Source organism: Pseudomonas sp. GP01-A4, from assembly GCF_058780865.1.
The window spans coordinates 15,523-31,503 of the sequence record NZ_JBYSWF010000017.1 but is presented as its reverse complement, the minus strand read 5'-3'; the positions used below and the strand labels follow the sequence as shown (position 1 = coordinate 31,503).

The following is a 15,981-nucleotide window of genomic DNA, read 5'->3' as shown; positions in this document are numbered from 1 at the left end:
CTTCAGGAGAACGGCATGTTCACCGGCATTATCGAATCCATCGGCAGCATCCGTGCAATGACCCCAAAAGGCGGCGATGTACGCCTGCTGGTTGAAACCGGCAAGCTCGACCTGAGCGACGTCAAACTGGGCGACAGCATCGCCGTCAGCGGTGTATGCCTGACCGTCATCGAGTTGCCTGGCAACGGCTTTGCCGCCGATGTCAGCCGGGAAACCCTGGACTGCACCGCGATGAACGACCTCAAGAGCGGCAGCCCGGTGAACCTGGAAAAAGCCCTGACCCCGACCACCCGCCTCGGTGGGCACCTGGTCAGCGGCCACGTCGACGGTGTCGGCGAAGTGGTTGCCCGCAGCGAAAACGCGCGTGCCGTGGAATTTCGCATTCGCGCACCGAAAGAGCTGGCCAAGTACATCGCCCACAAAGGCTCGATCACCGTCGACGGCACGAGCCTGACGGTGAACGCCGTGAATGGCGCCGAATTTGAACTGACCATCATTCCCCACACCCTGAGCGAAACCATCATGGCGTCGTACCAGCCGGGTCGCCGGGTGAACCTGGAAGTGGACTTGCTTGCCCGTTACCTGGAGCGCCTGTTGTTGGGCGATAAGGCCGCAGAGTCTGACTCTCTTCAAGGGCCCGCCGGGAACATCACTGAAAGTTTTTTAGCCGCTAACGGCTACCTTAAATCCTGACCCAAGGGGGTGCCGCGTGGCGCTCAACAGCATCGAAGAACTGGTTGAAGACATCCGCCAAGGCAAGATGGTCATCCTCATGGATGACGAAGACCGCGAGAACGAAGGCGACCTGATCATGGCCGCCGAGTGCTGCCAGCCGGAACACATCAACTTCATGGCCAAGCACGCCCGTGGCCTGATCTGCATGCCGATGAGCCGCGAGCGCTGCGAGTTGTTGAAGCTGCCGTTGATGGCGCCGCGCAATGGTTCCGGGTTTGGCACCAAGTTCACCGTGTCCATCGAAGCCACTACCGGTGTCACCACCGGTATCTCCGCTGCTGACCGCGCCCGCACCGTACAAGCCGCTGCCGCGAAAGACGCCAAGGCCGAAGATATCGTCAGCCCGGGCCACATCTTTCCGCTGATGGCCCAACCGGGTGGCACCCTGGCTCGCGCCGGCCACACCGAAGCGGCCTGCGACCTGGCGCGCATGGCCGGTTTCGAGCCGAGCGGTGTGATCTGCGAAGTGATGAACGACGACGGCACCATGTCCCGTCGCGCCGAGCTGGAAGAATTTGCCGCGCTGCACAACATCAAGATCGGCACCATTGCCGACCTGATCCACTACCGGATGATCCACGAACGTACCGTTCAGCGGATTGCCGAGCAGCCGCTGGACAGCGAACTGGGCCAGTTCAACCTGGTGACCTATCGTGATTCCGTGGAAGGCGACGTGCACATGGCCCTGACCCTGGGCACCATCTGCGCTGAAGAGCCAACCCTGGTGCGGGTGCACAACATGGACCCGCTGCGCGACCTGCTGATGGTCAAGCAACCGGGGCGCTGGAGCCTGCGGGCCGCGATGTCCGCGGTGTCCGAGGCCGGCAGCGGTGTTGTATTGCTGCTGGGCCATCCGCTGGATGGCGACGTGCTGCTGGCGCATATCCGCGAAACCGCCGACCACGCGCCGGTGAAAAAACCGACCACCTACAGCATCGTCGGGGCCGGTTCGCAGATCCTGCGGGACCTGGGCGTGCGCAAAATGCGCCTGATGAGTGCGCCAATGAAATTTAATGCCATATCCGGTTTCGACCTGGAAGTAGTAGAATACGTGCCCTCCGAATAAAGGCCGGCGTTGTTTGCCCCTTGTTCGCGGTTCAAATATCACTGAGGGGCGCGCACTAAGCGCGTCCCGGCTCTTTAAGAGATTTGTCGAATGACCCTGAAGACCATCGAAGGTACCTTCATCGCCCCCAAAGGCCGCTATGCCCTGGTGGTTGGCCGCTTCAACAGCTTCGTGGTTGAAAGCCTGGTAAGCGGTGCCGTGGATGCCCTGGTTCGCCACGGTGTGAGCGAAAGCGACATCACTATCATCCGCGCTCCTGGCGCCTTCGAAATTCCACTGGTTGCGCAGAAAGTTGCACAGCAGGGTGAATACGCGGCGATCATCGCCCTGGGCGCGGTCATTCGTGGCGGCACTCCGCACTTCGAATACGTGGCTGGCGAATGCACCAAGGGCCTGGCCCAGGTGTCCATGGAGTTCGGCGTGCCGGTCGCCTTTGGCGTGCTGACCGTTGATTCCATCGAACAAGCCATCGAGCGTTCCGGCACCAAGGCCGGCAACAAAGGTGCTGAAGCTGCCCTGTCCGCCCTGGAAATGGTCAGCCTGCTGGCGCAGTTGGAGGCCAAGTGATTAGCGACGACAGCGATCAGTTCAACCCCCAGGACCCGCGCCCGGCAGACGCCGGCAAGCCATCGAAAAGCGAAAAGCGTCGTTCGGCCCGCCAGCTCGCGACCCAGGCTTTGTACCAGCGCCACATGGCGAAAACCTCGCTGAACGAAATCGAGGCGCAGTTTCGCGTCGACAACGATTTCAGCGCGGCCGATGCCAGCTACTTCCACGACATCCTGCACGGTGTTCCGGCCAACTTGGCGGAGATCGACGCTGCACTGACGCCGTGCCTGGACCTGGCGATCGAAGAGCTGGACCCGGTTGAACTGGCCGTACTGCGCCTGTCCACCTGGGAACTGCTCAAGCGCGTCGACGTGCCTTACCGCGTTGTGATCAACGAAGGGATCGAACTGGCGAAAGTCTACGGTTCCACCGACGGTCACAAGTTCGTCAACGGCGTGCTCGACAAGCTGGCCCCGCGCCTGCGTGAAGCCGAAGTGAAGGCGTACAAGCGCTAACTGGCGCTTGCTGACGCAATGGGCGAGTTTGAGCTGATCCGCAACTACTTCGCCGCCGCGCCCTGTGCGCAGGGCGGCGAAGGCATTGCACTGGGGATTGGCGACGACTGCGCCTTGCTGGCTGTTCCTCCCGGGGAACAGCTGGCGATTTCTACCGATACCCTGGTGGCCGGCGTGCATTTTGCCGACCCCTGCGATCCGTTTCTGCTCGGCCAGCGCTCGCTGGCCGTGGCAGTCAGCGATCTGGCGGCCATGGGCGCCAATCCCCTCGCGTTTACCCTTGCCCTCACCACCCCGACGGTTGATGCCGATTGGCTGCAACGCTATGCCCAGGGCTTGAACGCCATGGCGCAGGGTTGTGGCGTGGTTCTGGTAGGTGGCGACACCACCCGTGGGCCGCTGAGCCTGACCATGACCGTGTTTGGCCGGGTGCCGGCGGGCCAGGCCTTGACCCGCAGCGGCGCGCGGCCTGGCGACTTGCTGTGTGTGGGCGGTGAGCTGGGTAACGCAGCGGGCGCCTTGCCGCTGGTGCTGGGGCAGCGCACGGCGGAGGCGGCTATCGTCGAGCCACTGCTGGCCCATTACTGGTCGCCGCAACCGCAGTTGGCGCTGGGCTTGGCGTTGCGGGGCAAGGCCACGTCTGCCATGGATATTTCCGACGGCCTTTTAGCTGATTGCGGGCATATCGCCAAGGCGTCGGCTGTCAGCTTGTTGATCGAGCAGCAAAAACTGCCGTTGTCCGCCGCCTTGCTGGCGTTCGTCGGTGAGGCGGATGCCCGGGTGGCCGCGTTGAGCGGGGGGGACGACTACGTACTGGCGTTCACCTTGCCGCCCGCCGAACTGGCGCCGCTGTTGGCCGCCGGTGTACCGGTCCATGTAATCGGCCGGGTCGAGGCGGGGCAGGGCGTTACCCTGCTGGATGCGTCTGGCCAGGACGTCACGCCGGCCATTCGTGGCTATCAACATTTCTGAAAGGCATAGAACCAAGCTGAAGGCCAATCGAACCTATTGATCTTTATCAGCGATAATTCAGCTTAAGCGTCTGTAGGAACCTACTGTTACAATCCCTCCCCTGTGAAATCTGAAATCAGGAGCACAAGGTGCCCGTCGTTTTCGTCGCCGCTTCCAAGCTGCCAACCCCTTTTGCCACGTTCACCATGAATGGCTTTCTCGAAGAAGCCACCGGGCGCGAACACGTTGTTCTCAGCCTCGGTGACGTGGCGGACGGTGCCCCGGTCCTCGGTCGCGTGCACTCCGAGTGCCTGACCGGCGATGCGCTGTTCAGCCAGCGCTGTGACTGCGGCTCACAACTGGAAGCCGCCCTGCAGGCCATCGCCCGCGAAGGCCGTGGCGTGTTGCTGTACCTGCGTCAGGAAGGCCGTGGCATTGGCCTGCTGAACAAGATCCGCGCCTATGAGCTGCAAGATGGCGGCGCCGACACTGTGGAAGCCAACGAGCGCCTCGGTTTTGCCGCTGACCAGCGCGACTATGGGATCTGCCTGCCGATGCTCCAGCACCTGGGCGTCAAATCCCTGCGCCTGATGACCAACAACCCGCGCAAGGTCAAAGCCTTGACCGACATGGGCATCACCGTCGCCGAGCGCGTGCCGCTGCACACCGGCCACAACCCGCACAACAAGCTCTACCTGGCCACCAAGGCCAGCAAGCTCGACCACATGATGGGCAACGAGCACCAGGGCGAGGCCGATCGGGCGTGACGCGCGGCCAGGTCAAGCGGCGGCTGTCGTTTAACTGGTGGCAATACCTGGCGTTGGCGCTGGCGCCGTTGTTTGTGATCAACCTCGTGTTTGGCAAGGCCGAGCCTCTGCTGCCGGTGCTGGCGATGCCGTTTTTTATCGCCGGCGTAGCCTCGATGTTTGTCAGCCTGCGTTACTTTCACGGCTATAAACACGCGCTGATCGCCACCGGCAAAGCCCTCGATACCCCTGAAGAACCGGCTGCCTGGATCACCCTCGCGGCCCGCCGTCGTGTGGCGTTGCTGGTGGCTGCACTGCCGGCCTGGGTCGGCGCGCTGGCGGTGTTTGTCGGGCTGGAAGCGGTGCCGCTGTTTCTGTTGGCACTGTCGACCCTGGTGCTGTTCTACCTCTACCGCATCCCGCGCCAGTTGGGTTGATGCGCGTCTGGCTGGCGGTGTGGCTGCTGGTTGTCGCGGCCCAGGCTGCGGCGGTCGAGCGGGTGGTCAGCCTTGCGCCTTCCTTGTCTGAAATCGTCGTTGAACTGGGCGCCGCCGATTTGCTGGTGGGCGTGCTGGATGGCGGCGAGCGGCCACAGGCGTTGGCGAACGTGCCGTCTGTGGGCAACTACGGGCAGTTGGACATGGAGCGGCTGCTCAGCCTCAAGCCCGACCTGATCCTGCTTTGGCCCGGCAGCGTCGGCCCGGGCCAGCGTGAACAGCTGCAACGCCTGAACATCCCGGTATTTGTCGCCGAACCCCACAGCCTCGAACAACTCACCTCACAGGTCGAAACCATTGCCCGGCAACTCGGGCGGGATGACGCCGGCCGGCAATTGGCCGCGCAGTTGCGTCAGCGCTTGGCCGAGTTGCGCTCACGCTATCACCGGGCCGAGCCGTTGCGGGTGTTTTATCAGGTGTGGAACCAGCCGCTGTACACCGTGGGTGGCGGGCAGATCATCAGCGATGCGCTGAGTGTGTGCGGCGCGCGCAATGTGTTCGATGACCTGAAATTACCGGCACCGCAGGTCAGCATTGAGTCGGTGTTGCAGCGTAATCCCGAGGTGATTCTGGCGGGCGATCAAGCGCAGCTGGATGCCTGGAAAGCCTGGCCCCAGGTGGCGGCGGTGGCTGGCGGGCGTTTGCTGGTGGTGCCTGACAAGGGCCTGGAACGGCCCAGCGGGCAGATGCTGCAGGCGGTGGCGCGGTTGTGTCAGGTTCTTGCTCCGGGGCTGTGAGACCGCTATCGCAGGCACGCCAGCTCCCACATTTGACCGAGTCGTCTGGATAAGCACGGTCCCCTGTGGGAGCCGGGCTTGCCCGCGATGAGGCCGGTGCAGGCGACTTAGAGTTCCGGCGTCCAGGTCACCCCGACCATCAGTGCCCGGCCTTCTTCCCGATAGCCATATTGCTGGCCTTGATACTGATACAGCGCCCGGCTGTAGTCCTTGTTCAGCAGGTTATCGAGCTTCATTTCCAGCGTGACTTCATGGTTCACCGCCCAACTGCCCCGTAGCCCGAGCAAGCCATACCCGCCCAGGCGTTGCTGGTTCGCCGCATCGTCGTAGCTGCTGCTGACCGCTTGCCAGCTGGCGCCGACGCCGAATTGATCGAATTGGCGATCCAGGTCCAGGCTCAGGGTGCGCCGGGCTCGACGTGCCAGTGTGCGCCCGGTGTCGCGGTCGCGTGGGTCGATCAATGCAACGGCGAGGCTGCTTTGCCAGCCGAACAGTTCTTGCTTGAGCGCCGCCTCGAAGCCGTTGATGCGTGCGGCGCTGACGTTTTGCGGGCCGTTGCTGGCAAACACGATCGCGTCCTGAATATCGGTGCGGTACAGCGAGGCTTCCAGTCGGCTGCTGTCGCTGAGCTGGCTGCGCCACTGCACTTCGTAGCTTTTCGATGTCTCGGGCTTGAGGTTCGGGTTACTGTTTTTGAAGCCGAATTCGTCCGGGTAGTAGAGGTCGTTGAACGTAGGCGCGCGGAAGCCTTCGCTGTAGCTCAGCAACAGATCATTGTCCGGGTTCAGCGGCAGGGTGAAGGTGCCGCTCCAACTGTTGTGGCCGCCGAACTGTTGGTTATCGTCGCGACGCAGGCCCAGTTCAGTGGAAAAGGACTGGGCTTGAAAACGGTGCTGGATAAACGCCGCTCGATTCCAGCGACTGTCTTCGGCGAACGCTGTGCTGCTGTTGACCTGGTCCTCGTACCAGTCGCCGCCCAGTATCAGGCTGTTCTGCTCATTGAGGGTCAGGTCGTTCTGCCAGTTCAGTGAGTTGCGGTAAGTGTTGAACACGCTGCGTTCGGTGCTGAGCTTGTCCTGGGTTTCTTCGCGGTTTTCGCTGTGGCCCGCTTCCAGCCGGGACTTCCACGTGTCATTGATACGCGCGTCAACATAGGTGCTGACACTGCTCACGGTGAAGTGGGTGTAGGGCTTTTGCTGGAAGCTTTGGAAGGTGGTCGAATCGAAGCGACCGAACGGGTTGTCGAATTCGCTTTTGCCGCGGTTATCCAGCACGTTCACACCCGCTTCGAGGTCATCGTTGAAGGCATGGCTCAGGCTGAAACTGATGGCCTGGTTGCGATAGGCGTCATGGTCACGGTCGCTGGGATAGGAGTCGTACGTGCGATTGATTCCGGCCGTGTCATCCAGGCTGGCGCCGAGGTTGAAGCGAGTTTGCGCATCGCCGCCGGACAAGCCCAGGCTGCGTTCCCACGTCTGGTTGCTGCCAAATCCCACATGCAGGCGGGGTTGCAGGCCGGACTCGTTACCACGCCGGGTGAAAATCTGGATCACCCCGCCAATCGCATCGCTGCCGTAGATCACCGAGCGCGAACCACGCAGGACTTCCACGCGTTCGATCTGCTGGATGTTCAGGTGCTGCAGGTTGCTGTCGCCGGAAGTCGAGTTGCCGATGCGCTGGCCGTCGACCAGCACCAGGCTCTGGGCCGACTTGGTGCCACGAATGTAGACGCTTGCCAGGCTGCCACGGCCACCGGCCTGTGAAACCTGCACGCCGGGCACGCGGCTGAGCAAGTCGGTCACGCTGGTGGGTTGCAGGCGGTCGATGTCGTCGCGGGTGAAGACGGTGTTGGCGGCGCTGCTGTCGTTGCGCGCCTGGACCTGGCGGTTGGCGCTGATCACCACGTCGGGCAGCTTGAGGGCTTGGTCGCGTTCGAAACTGTCGGCGAGCAGGTCGGCGGTTGGCAATAACAGAAGGGGCAGGGCAAGGCGAAGGCGGTTCATGGGCTGTCCGTAGCATTTGAAGTTGGCATAAAACAAATGTGGGAGCGGGCTTGCTCGCGAAGGCGCAGTGTCAGTCAGTGCATCTGTCGACTGACCCAGCGCTTTCGCGAGCAAGCCCGCTCCCACATTTTTAATCGCGTTTCTACAGGCCCAGCAGGGCCATGCGCTGACGAACCGAAGCTTCAATCCCGGATTCATCCAGCCCGCACTCGGCCAGCATCTGCGCCGGCTTGGCATGCTCGACATACACATCCGGCAAGCCCAGGTGCAGCACCGACTTGAGGATATTCTCCCGTGCCAGGAACTCACTGACTGCCGCACCGGCGCCGCCCATGATGGCGTTTTCTTCGATGGTCACCAGCAGCTCATGGCTGCCGGCGATCTCGCGCACCAAGGCCTCGTCCAGTGGCTTGACGAAACGCATGTCTACCACCGTGGCGTCGATCTTCTCGGCCACTTTCAAGGCTTCAGCCAATTGCACGCCGAACACCAGCAAGGCAACGCCGCTGCCCTGGCGGCGGACGATACCCTTGCCGATTTCGATAGGCTCAAGGTCCTTTTCGATCACCGCATTCGGACCATTCCCACGCGGATAGCGCACAGCCGCCGGGCCGTTGTACAGGTGGCCGGTGCTGAGCATCTTGCGCAGTTCGTTCTCGTCGCTCGGGGTCATCACCAGCATGCCGGGGATGCAGCGCAGGTACGAGAGGTCGAAGCTGCCGGCATGGGTCGGGCCGTCTTCGCCCACCAGGCCCGCACGGTCGATGGCGAACAGCACGTCGAGGTTCTGCACCGCGACGTCATGAATCAACTGGTCATAACCGCGTTGCAGGAACGTAGAGTAGATCGCGACTACCGGCTTGGCGCCTTCACAGGCCATGCCCGCGGCGAAGGTCACCGCGTGTTGCTCGGCGATGGCCACGTCGAAATAGCGCAGCGGGAAACGCTCGCTGAACGCCACCAGGTCGGAACCTTCCTTCATCGCCGGGGTGATGCCCACCAGGCGCGGGTCGGCGGCGGCCATGTCACACAGCCATTCGCCGAACACACCGGAATACTTTGGCCCGCTGGGCTTCTTCGGCGCGGCGGCCGGGGCGTTCAGCGGTTCAAGCTTGGTGATCGCGTGGTAACCAATCGGGTCGACTTCCGCCGGGGCGAAGCCTTTGCCTTTTTTGGTGACGATGTGCAGGAACTGCGGGCCTTTAAGGTCACGCATGTTGCGCAGGGTGGCGATCAGGGTTGGCAGGTCGTGGCCGTCGATCGGGCCGATGTAGTTCCAGCCCAGCTCTTCGAACAGGGTGCCGGGAACCAGCATGCCCTTGGCATATTCTTCGGTACGACGGGCAATTTCCCACGCGCCGGGCAGACGCGAGAGCACCTTCTTGCTGCCTTCACGCATGCTTGCGTAAGTGCGGCTGGAGAGGATTTTTGCCAGGTAATTCGACAGGCCACCGACATTGCGCGAGATCGACATGTCGTTGTCGTTGAGGATCACCAGCATGTTGGCGTCCACTTCCGGCGCGTGGTTCAGCGCCTCGAAGGCCATGCCGGCGGTCAACGCGCCATCACCGATCACCGCAATCGCCTTGCGATCGCTGTTTTGCAGGCGGGCGGCAATCGCCATGCCCAACGCTGCACTGATAGAGGTGCTGGAGTGGCCGACGCCAAAGGTGTCGTACTCGCTCTCGGAGCGGCGCGGGAAGGCGGCGATGCCATCCTTCTGGCGCAGTGTGGCCATGCGCTCGCGGCGTCCGGTGAGAATCTTGTGCGGATAGGCCTGATGACCCACGTCCCACACCAGCCGGTCGTCCGGAGTGTCGAATACGTAATGCAGCGCAATGGTCAGCTCGATGACGCCCAGGCCGGCACCGAAATGCCCACCGGTCTGGCCGACCGTGTAGAGCAATTCCAGGCGCAACTCATCGGCCAGGGTTTCCAGCTCGGCTTCACCCAGGCGGCGCAGGCCGGCTGGCGTGTTGGCACGGTCCAGCAGGGGCGTGGCCGGGCGCTTGCGGGGAATCTCTTGAAACGTCGTGGGCATCAGGCGAATCGTTATAGGTATAGAAGAGGCGGCAGTTTACCTCAAGCATCGCAAACTGCCCACGCAGAGCGCCGAACTTGGCTGATATGCGGTGGAAAAGGCCGCTGTTGTCAGTGGCGACGTTCGACGATATACCGCGCCAGGTCACGCAGTGGCTCGGCAGCCGCGTCGAAAGGTCGCAGGGCATCCAGGGCCTGGTCCCGCAGCTCCAGGGCGTACGCCTTGGCGGCTTCCAGCCCGAGAAGCGAAGGATAAGTCGGCTTGTCCCGTGCGATATCAGCACCCTGGCGCTTGCCGAGGGTCGCGGTATCACTTTCAACGTCGAGAATATCGTCCTGCACCTGGAACGCCAGGCCGATGGCCCGCGCGTAGGTTTGCAGCGCCGCCAGTTGCGCAGCTTCGGCACGGCCACTGGCCAGGGCGCCGAGGTGCACGGCGGCCTCGATCAGCGCGCCGGTCTTGTGGCGGTGCATGTATTCCAGGGCTTGTTGATCGAGCTTCAAACCGACCGAGCCCAGGTCAATCGCCTGGCCGCCGACCATGCCGGCAGGCCCTGCGGCCAGCGCCAGCGCGGTAACCATGCGCAGACGGATCTCGGCGTTGACGCTGCTCAGGCGCGGGTCCAGCAGGGCGCTGAACGCCAGGCTTTGCAGGCCGTCACCGGCGAGAATCGCGCAGGCTTCATCAAAGGCTTTATGGGTAGTGGGTTGGCCGCGACGCAGATCGTCGTCGTCCATCGCCGGCAAATCGTCGTGTACCAGGGAGTAAGCGTGGATCAACTCCACCGCACAGGCGGCGCCGTTGGCTTCCTCCGCCTGGGCGCCGAGGGCTTCACAGGCCGCATAGGCGAGCAACGGGCGAACCCGCTTGCCACCGTTCATCACGCTGTAGCGCATGGCCTCATACAGGCGGTTCAGCTCAGGGCTGGGCGCGACAAACAGCGGTTCCAGCGCAGCATTGACCCGGGCCTGGCTGCCGGCCTGATAAGCGTCGATCATTCAGGCTGTTCCGCATCGAAAGGTTCTTCGGCCAACTCCCCATCGCGTTCCAGCAACACCTGGACCTTCTGCTCCGCCTGCGCCAGGGCGCTCTGGCAGTCGCGGGTCAGGCCGATGCCTTGCTCGAATGCGGTCAACGAGTCTTCCAGCGACAACTCGCCGTTCTCCATCCGCTCGACCAGGGTTTGCAGGTCGGCGAGGGATTGTTCGAAATCGAGTGCGACTTTTTTGCGGGCCATGGCGGCTATTCCGGTAGACGGTAAACCGGCGCGACACTAGCAGACATGGGGGATTGGGGCAAATGAGTGGGGGGGTTTGCCTTGAAAATCAATCGCCTTGAGTGTTGATTTGATAGCGGGTGCTGCGGCCGCCGCCGGGTAGCCGAACCAGGCAGTTTTTTTCCAGAAGATCGGCCAGATGTCGGGTCGCCGTGGCCTTGGACACTTTGGCCACTGCCTGATACTGGGCGGCGCTGATCCCGTGCTCAAAGCCCTTTTCGCCACCGTCGAGCAGGCGATTCAAGACTTTGGTCTGTTCGGCGCTGAGTGCGTGGTCCCGATGCTGCTGCCAGAAGCGGGTTTTGCCCAGTACCCGGTCAATCCGCACCATGGCCTGCTGCAAGCTACGAAGCAGCGTTTGCAGGAACCACTCAAGCCAATCGGTGATATCCAGCGTGGCCTTTTGACTGGTTTCCAGTGCACGGTAATAGCCCGCCCGGTCTTCAAGGATGCTCGCCGACATGGCGTAGAAGCGGATCGCTTGATGCTCTGCCTGGGCAAGCGCGAGGTCGGTAATCGCCCGCGTCAGACGACCATTACCATCATCGAAGGGATGCAGGGTGACGAACCAGAAATGCGCCAGGCCTGCGCGCAGCAATGGGTCAAGGGCCGCATGATGGCGACTGGCTTCAAACCATTCGATGAAATCGTCCAGCGACTGCTCTAGCCCTTGGCGGGGTGGGGCCTCGAAATGCACAGTGGGTCGGTCCAGTCGTCCCGACACAACCTGCATGGGCTCATCCCCCCTTAGCGCGCCTACGTTCAAGCCGTGGGTGGAAAAGCGGGCCTCCTCGGCGGGAAACAACCACCGATGCCAGTTAAATAGACGGGTGAGGGTAAACGGTTGAGCAAACTGTTGCGTGGCGTCCAGCATCAAGTCAGCCAGACCCTCGCTGCGTCGGCTCACTGAGCCGTCTTGCAATTGCTCCAGGCCCAGGCGTCGGGCCAAAGAGGAACGTACGGAACCCACATTCAGTTGCTCACCCTCGATTGCCGAGGAGGTCAGAATGTTTTGCAGCAACGCATCCAGTTCATTCTCTGAGCTCTGGGCCTGGCTGACCGAACCGAGCATGCCCAGCAACTTTCCTTGCGCCTGCGTGCACTCGCGCAACAACGCTGCGAGGCGCTCTGGTTGCCAGTGAAAGTGCGGCCAGTCGGGTTGTTGCCAGATCCAGTTCGGGTGATCCATGGGGCATGCTCTGTGCGTGAGCCGAATAGGAGGCTTATTCGGCTCATTTGGTGAGCCGATTGTGTGAGCTATTCGGCTCACTGTCCAGTCAGATGCGCACATCAGGTACAGCGCCGCCTCATCACTGGCCAGCAGGATCGCCTGTTCCATAACCTTTGGCGCAGTACTCGCCAGCTCCATCGATTCGCTGGCTGTCGCCCCCAGGCTTTCAAACAGCTTGCCGGCGTCCTTGAAGATCTCCTGCGCTTGCTTGATGGCGTCCCACACGCCGGTAATCGCCGTCCAACTTCCCGCCAGCACGCCATTGCCAATCGCGCTCGAAGTGGACCTTTCCCAGTGCGGCCGGAAACCACTCCATTACTTGCGAAGCTTTTTCTGTTCCGAGCCGCTGCCCGGTACTACGTAAAACAGCGGTTCAGCTCATTGACGGCCGTGGCGTTTTCGGTGGTGCGTTGCATTGACCCTGAGCGTCCTTGAGACTGGCCTCAAATTCGACCAATCCCCCGTGCATCTTCTGCAGCGCTTCGATTTGCTTCATCAGTTCCTGCTTTTTGTTGGTGATTGCCTTGTCCGCCAGCTCCCAGGGCAACCCATCACCAGGATGCCCGACCAGAATCACCTGCAACTCCTTGAGCTTGAAACCCAACTGCTGGGCACACTTGATGAACGTCAGCAGCTCGACACTTTGCGTAGAGTAAATCCGATAACGGCCTTCCCGCTGCGGCGGCGGCAACAGGCCGATGGCCTCATAGTGACGAATCGCCTTGATGGTTGTGCCCGACAGTTGCGCGGCTTTGCCGATGTACATGAAAAGTCCTTTTCCCAAAGAGTGCGCCGGCCTGTTTCAGCCACTGTTCCCGCTGTGCTGGCGTAGAGCCAAGCACCGGCCCGAACTGCAACGTCTTGATCAGCTGGATGCCACAAAACTCCAGCGTCGTCTTGCGTATCTGGTGCAGCGCGGGCATGCGGTAGAACCACCTGTAATACCACGGCGGCGTGTCCAGGGTCACCAGCAAGTGCGCGGTTCTGCCCTTCAGGAGTTTGTCGGGGAAGGTCTTTCCCTTGCGGTATTTGAAGGCGAAACCGGATAGGAAAATTCGGTCGATAAAACCTTTCATCAACGCAGGGATTCCACCCCACCAGACGGGGAAAACAAACGTCAGGTGATTGGCCCACAGGATGTCGGATTGAGCGTTGAGCAGGTCGGGTTCCAGAGGCTGGGCCTGGTTGTAGCCGTTGTGGAGGATAGGGTCGAAAGCCAGTTCACCCAGACGCAGGATGCGTACTTCGTGGCCGGCGTTTTTGGCGCTGGTGATGTAGGTGTCGGTGAGGGCCGAGCAGAAGCTGGTGCTGGAAGGGTGGCCGAGGATGACCAGGATGCGTTGGCTCATGGTGGTGCGGTCCTGAAAACTGGGGTTTCAGGGTGAGGTGTGACCTTAGGGGGAGAGTCAAGAAGATGCAGTGATTGGGAATGGCCAGGAAGACTGATCCCTTTCATTTGCAGGACGTTTCCTAGAGAATTCCAAGCGCTTGCGCCAGCAAAATCCCGCGACTAGTCTGCGTTCCGTCACTGCATATTCGGTGATCGGGTTTAGTCGCCCGGATTCGATTGGCGCACGATCAGTTCATGAGTCAGGCCGTTTTTCGCCTGCACTTTTATGGTGGCTGTGCGCAGGGCGCCCTCGGGCGCGCCGGGTTTCCAATCGACCGGTCGACTAACCTGCGTACAGCTGCCGCCTTCGTTTAGTCGCGAGGAGTGGTGGCTCCAAATGTTTGATTGGAGATTTACCATGGTCAAAGTTACCCCCGATCCACCCGCATTCCATAAAGCCTTACTCCGCGACACTGATGCCTCGCGTCGAGTGATCGATCACTACCTTAAAGCGCCGGACGCGCAGCCTTCACCCAACCCGTTTACCGTCGATGACGAACTGAGTTTCGAAGATGCGCTGGCCCATGCTGCCGAGTTGCTGCATTGCGCCGTAGCAACCGCCCAGGCGTCGACCGAGCCGCTGAATGGCGCACAGCGGGCGGTGATGCATTTGGTGGAAATGTCGAAGGTGGTGGTGGATCGAGCGCTGGACTGTTTGCAGCCGAGGTGAGGACCTTAAGCCTACGCTGAGGTTGCGATGCATTTGGTCAGCGATCTACTGACCAAATGCTCATCATCCTGGCTCAGGGGCGGAAATCCCGGCAGACGATCGCCATGGATTAAAGCGGTCTCCTCAGGCGTATGGCTTGAAGTCATTGCTGTCGCGAGTGAGTAGCTGCATCAGTTTGGGATGGATGAAGAGCTTTTCCTTGCCAACCTGAACCTCTTGCAGAACGCCGATGGCGACTAGTTCTTTGAGGTAACGGGAGGCTGCTTGACGCTGGGCAATCTGTTTGTCGACGACGTTGCTGATGCGGCAGTAGGGCTGTTCGAAAATGACGTCTACCAGCTCGCGGGAATAGGTTTTCGGCAACTGCTCACGAACAAACTGGGTGGTGTGCTCGGACAGGCTGCGAATAGCGGCAATTTTTGCACAAGTCCAGCGTGCTGTTTCTTCCACAGCGCTGAGCATGTACAGCAGCCAAGGCTCCCAGGCTTGTTCGCGAGTGACATCAAGCAACAGGCGGTAGTAATCGGCTCTATGGGCAATGATGTAACGGCTAAGGTAGAGAATCGGTAGATTCAGCAGGCCTTCCTGGATCAGGTACAGGGTGTTGAGCACTCGCCCGGTACGGCCATTGCCGTCGGTGAATGGGTGAATGGCTTCGAATTGATAGTGACTAACCGCCATACGTACTAATGGATCCAGGTCGGTCTCGTTGTGCAGGAAACGCTCCCAGTTGGCGAGCATGTCACGTAAGCGATCTTCGCCTTCCGGTGGGGTATAGATGATCTCGCCGGTTCGGTCGTTGGCTAGCTGGACTCCTGGCACCCGGCGTATATCCATGTTCACGCCTTTAAGCGTGCGGCAGATTTCGACTGCAGTACCGGTGGAGAGTGGGCGGTCGGCCAACGATTGATAACCTTTCTGCAGGGCTTTGCGGTAGCGCAGTGCTTCCTTGGTCGCTGGGTCTGCGTGGCTATCTCCATCCTGAGCATGCTGAAAGAGCAAATCCGTGGTGGTGACGATACTTTCGATCTCTGAGCTGTCCTTGGCCTCCAGCAATGGAATGGTGTTGATCAGCATTGTCTGGTTAGGGATCAGCTCAGCCGCTTGCTTCAATTCGGCCAGGGCTGTGCGGGCCTCAATGCAGCGTTTGAGCACTGCATGGGTTTCCAGAACAGTTGCCGGTGGCAAAGTGGGAAGCTGGTTGTAGGGCTTGTCAGCCTGCCAGGGAAGGTGGGATGCGGTCATGGATGGGGCTCGGTCTTTGACTTATCCGTCTAAAGGTAAGAGGGGCTCATCAGGGCGCCCTTTCGTGGCGTCAGTGTAAACATGCGTGCACTACGTGTCGCTATATTTTGATTTCTGCGACACGTCTTGATGTCATGTCGTTGGTAACGACAGGTATGCGAAACGTGTTCTTGGAACGGGCTTTTAGCGACGTATCAGGCGAATGTCCTGAGGATGGAAAAGACGGCTTGCGTGCCTTGGAGCGGTTGGCGCGTTCTCAAATAGCTCGATGCCTGGCAGTTGTAGCGCATTTCTTCCAGGCATTAAAAAGCCGGCTTGTGGCCGGCTTC

At 61.1% G+C, this 15,981-nt stretch carries 17 protein-coding genes; 9 read left to right on the top strand and 8 right to left on the bottom strand.

The genetic code is table 11. The features are described 5' to 3' along the window. The first annotated feature begins 15 nt into the window (after positions 1-15). The 8 genes from AC3WKX_RS12540 to AC3WKX_RS12505 all read left to right on the top strand — a co-directional run bounded on the left by AC3WKX_RS12540 (position 16) and on the right by AC3WKX_RS12505 (position 5,796). Positions 16-693 (top strand): riboflavin synthase, encoded by a 678-nt coding sequence (locus AC3WKX_RS12540; RefSeq protein WP_003209988.1) that lies wholly within the window; start codon positions 16-18, stop codon positions 691-693. A gap of 16 nt (positions 694-709) precedes the next feature. After that, positions 710-1,801, top strand: coding sequence for a bifunctional 3,4-dihydroxy-2-butanone-4-phosphate synthase/GTP cyclohydrolase II (gene ribBA / locus AC3WKX_RS12535; RefSeq protein WP_003209987.1), 1,092 nt, complete (start codon positions 710-712; stop codon positions 1,799-1,801). A gap of 90 nt (positions 1,802-1,891) precedes the next feature. Beyond that, positions 1,892-2,368 (top strand): 6,7-dimethyl-8-ribityllumazine synthase, encoded by a 477-nt coding sequence (ribH, locus tag AC3WKX_RS12530; RefSeq protein WP_003209986.1) that lies wholly within the window; start codon positions 1,892-1,894, stop codon positions 2,366-2,368. Then, positions 2,365-2,865, top strand: coding sequence for a transcription antitermination factor NusB (gene nusB / locus AC3WKX_RS12525; RefSeq protein WP_003209985.1), 501 nt, complete (start codon positions 2,365-2,367; stop codon positions 2,863-2,865). The genes ribH and nusB overlap by 4 nt, the downstream gene beginning before the upstream one ends. Positions 2,866-2,883: 18 nt before the next feature. Then, positions 2,884-3,837, top strand: a complete 954-nt coding sequence (gene thiL / locus AC3WKX_RS12520; protein ID WP_102605737.1) for a thiamine-phosphate kinase — start codon at positions 2,884-2,886, stop codon at positions 3,835-3,837. Positions 3,838-3,965: 128 nt separating this feature from the next. Then, positions 3,966-4,583: a GTP cyclohydrolase II gene (gene ribA, locus AC3WKX_RS12515; protein WP_003209983.1), complete on the top strand. Its 618-nt coding sequence runs from the start codon at positions 3,966-3,968 to the stop codon at positions 4,581-4,583. Further along, positions 4,580-4,999: a nuclear FMR1 interacting 1 family protein gene (locus tag AC3WKX_RS12510; RefSeq protein ID WP_008436498.1), complete on the top strand. Its 420-nt coding sequence runs from the start codon at positions 4,580-4,582 to the stop codon at positions 4,997-4,999. The genes ribA and AC3WKX_RS12510 overlap by 4 nt, the downstream gene beginning before the upstream one ends. After that, positions 4,999-5,796 carry a cobalamin-binding protein gene (locus tag AC3WKX_RS12505; RefSeq protein ID WP_087692352.1) on the top strand — a complete coding sequence of 266 codons (798 nt, stop codon included), beginning with the start codon at positions 4,999-5,001 and terminating at the stop codon, positions 5,794-5,796. The genes AC3WKX_RS12510 and AC3WKX_RS12505 overlap by 1 nt, the downstream gene beginning before the upstream one ends. A 107-nt stretch (positions 5,797-5,903) precedes the next feature. Here the strand turns inward: AC3WKX_RS12505 and AC3WKX_RS12500 are convergent, their stop codons facing one another. The 7 genes from AC3WKX_RS12500 to AC3WKX_RS12470 form a co-directional block, all read right to left on the bottom strand. After that, positions 5,904-7,799, bottom strand: coding sequence for a TonB-dependent receptor domain-containing protein (locus AC3WKX_RS12500; RefSeq protein WP_102605736.1), 1,896 nt, complete (start codon positions 7,797-7,799; stop codon positions 5,904-5,906). Positions 7,800-7,941: 142 nt separating this feature from the next. Then, entirely contained in the window at positions 7,942-9,840 is a 1,899-nt protein-coding gene (dxs, locus tag AC3WKX_RS12495) for a 1-deoxy-D-xylulose-5-phosphate synthase (RefSeq protein ID WP_008436502.1), read from the bottom strand. Positions 9,841-9,950: 110 nt separating this feature from the next. After that, positions 9,951-10,838, bottom strand: a complete 888-nt coding sequence (gene ispA, locus AC3WKX_RS12490) for a (2E,6E)-farnesyl diphosphate synthase (RefSeq protein WP_003209966.1) — start codon at positions 10,836-10,838, stop codon at positions 9,951-9,953. After that, positions 10,835-11,077 (bottom strand): exodeoxyribonuclease VII small subunit, encoded by a 243-nt coding sequence (locus AC3WKX_RS12485; protein WP_003209964.1) that lies wholly within the window; start codon positions 11,075-11,077, stop codon positions 10,835-10,837. Before AC3WKX_RS12485 ends, ispA begins: the two co-directional genes overlap by 4 nt. A gap of 88 nt (positions 11,078-11,165) precedes the next feature. Beyond that, positions 11,166-12,305, bottom strand: a complete 1,140-nt coding sequence (locus AC3WKX_RS12480) for a Fic family protein (RefSeq protein WP_102605735.1) — start codon at positions 12,303-12,305, stop codon at positions 11,166-11,168. Positions 12,306-12,720: 415 nt separating this feature from the next. Continuing rightward, a complete protein-coding gene (locus tag AC3WKX_RS12475; protein ID WP_087692355.1) occupies positions 12,721-13,113 on the bottom strand; it encodes a MerR family transcriptional regulator in 393 nt (130 codons plus the stop codon). Further along, the gene (locus tag AC3WKX_RS12470) at positions 13,052-13,696 is read right to left on the bottom strand and encodes an NAD(P)H-dependent oxidoreductase (protein ID WP_102605734.1); all 645 of its coding nucleotides are present in this window, start codon (positions 13,694-13,696) and stop codon (positions 13,052-13,054) included. Before AC3WKX_RS12470 ends, AC3WKX_RS12475 begins: the two co-directional genes overlap by 62 nt. Before the next feature lie 399 nt (positions 13,697-14,095). On the opposite strand from AC3WKX_RS12470, the gene AC3WKX_RS12465 reads away from it, so the two are divergent. Further along, the gene (locus tag AC3WKX_RS12465) at positions 14,096-14,407 is read left to right on the top strand and encodes a DUF6124 family protein (protein ID WP_003219377.1); all 312 of its coding nucleotides are present in this window, start codon (positions 14,096-14,098) and stop codon (positions 14,405-14,407) included. Between the two features lie 123 nt (positions 14,408-14,530). Here the strand turns inward: AC3WKX_RS12465 and fic are convergent, their stop codons facing one another. Further along, a complete protein-coding gene (fic, locus tag AC3WKX_RS12460) occupies positions 14,531-15,652 on the bottom strand; it encodes a protein adenylyltransferase Fic (protein WP_008436517.1) in 1,122 nt (373 codons plus the stop codon). Positions 15,653-15,981 lie beyond the last annotated feature (329 nt).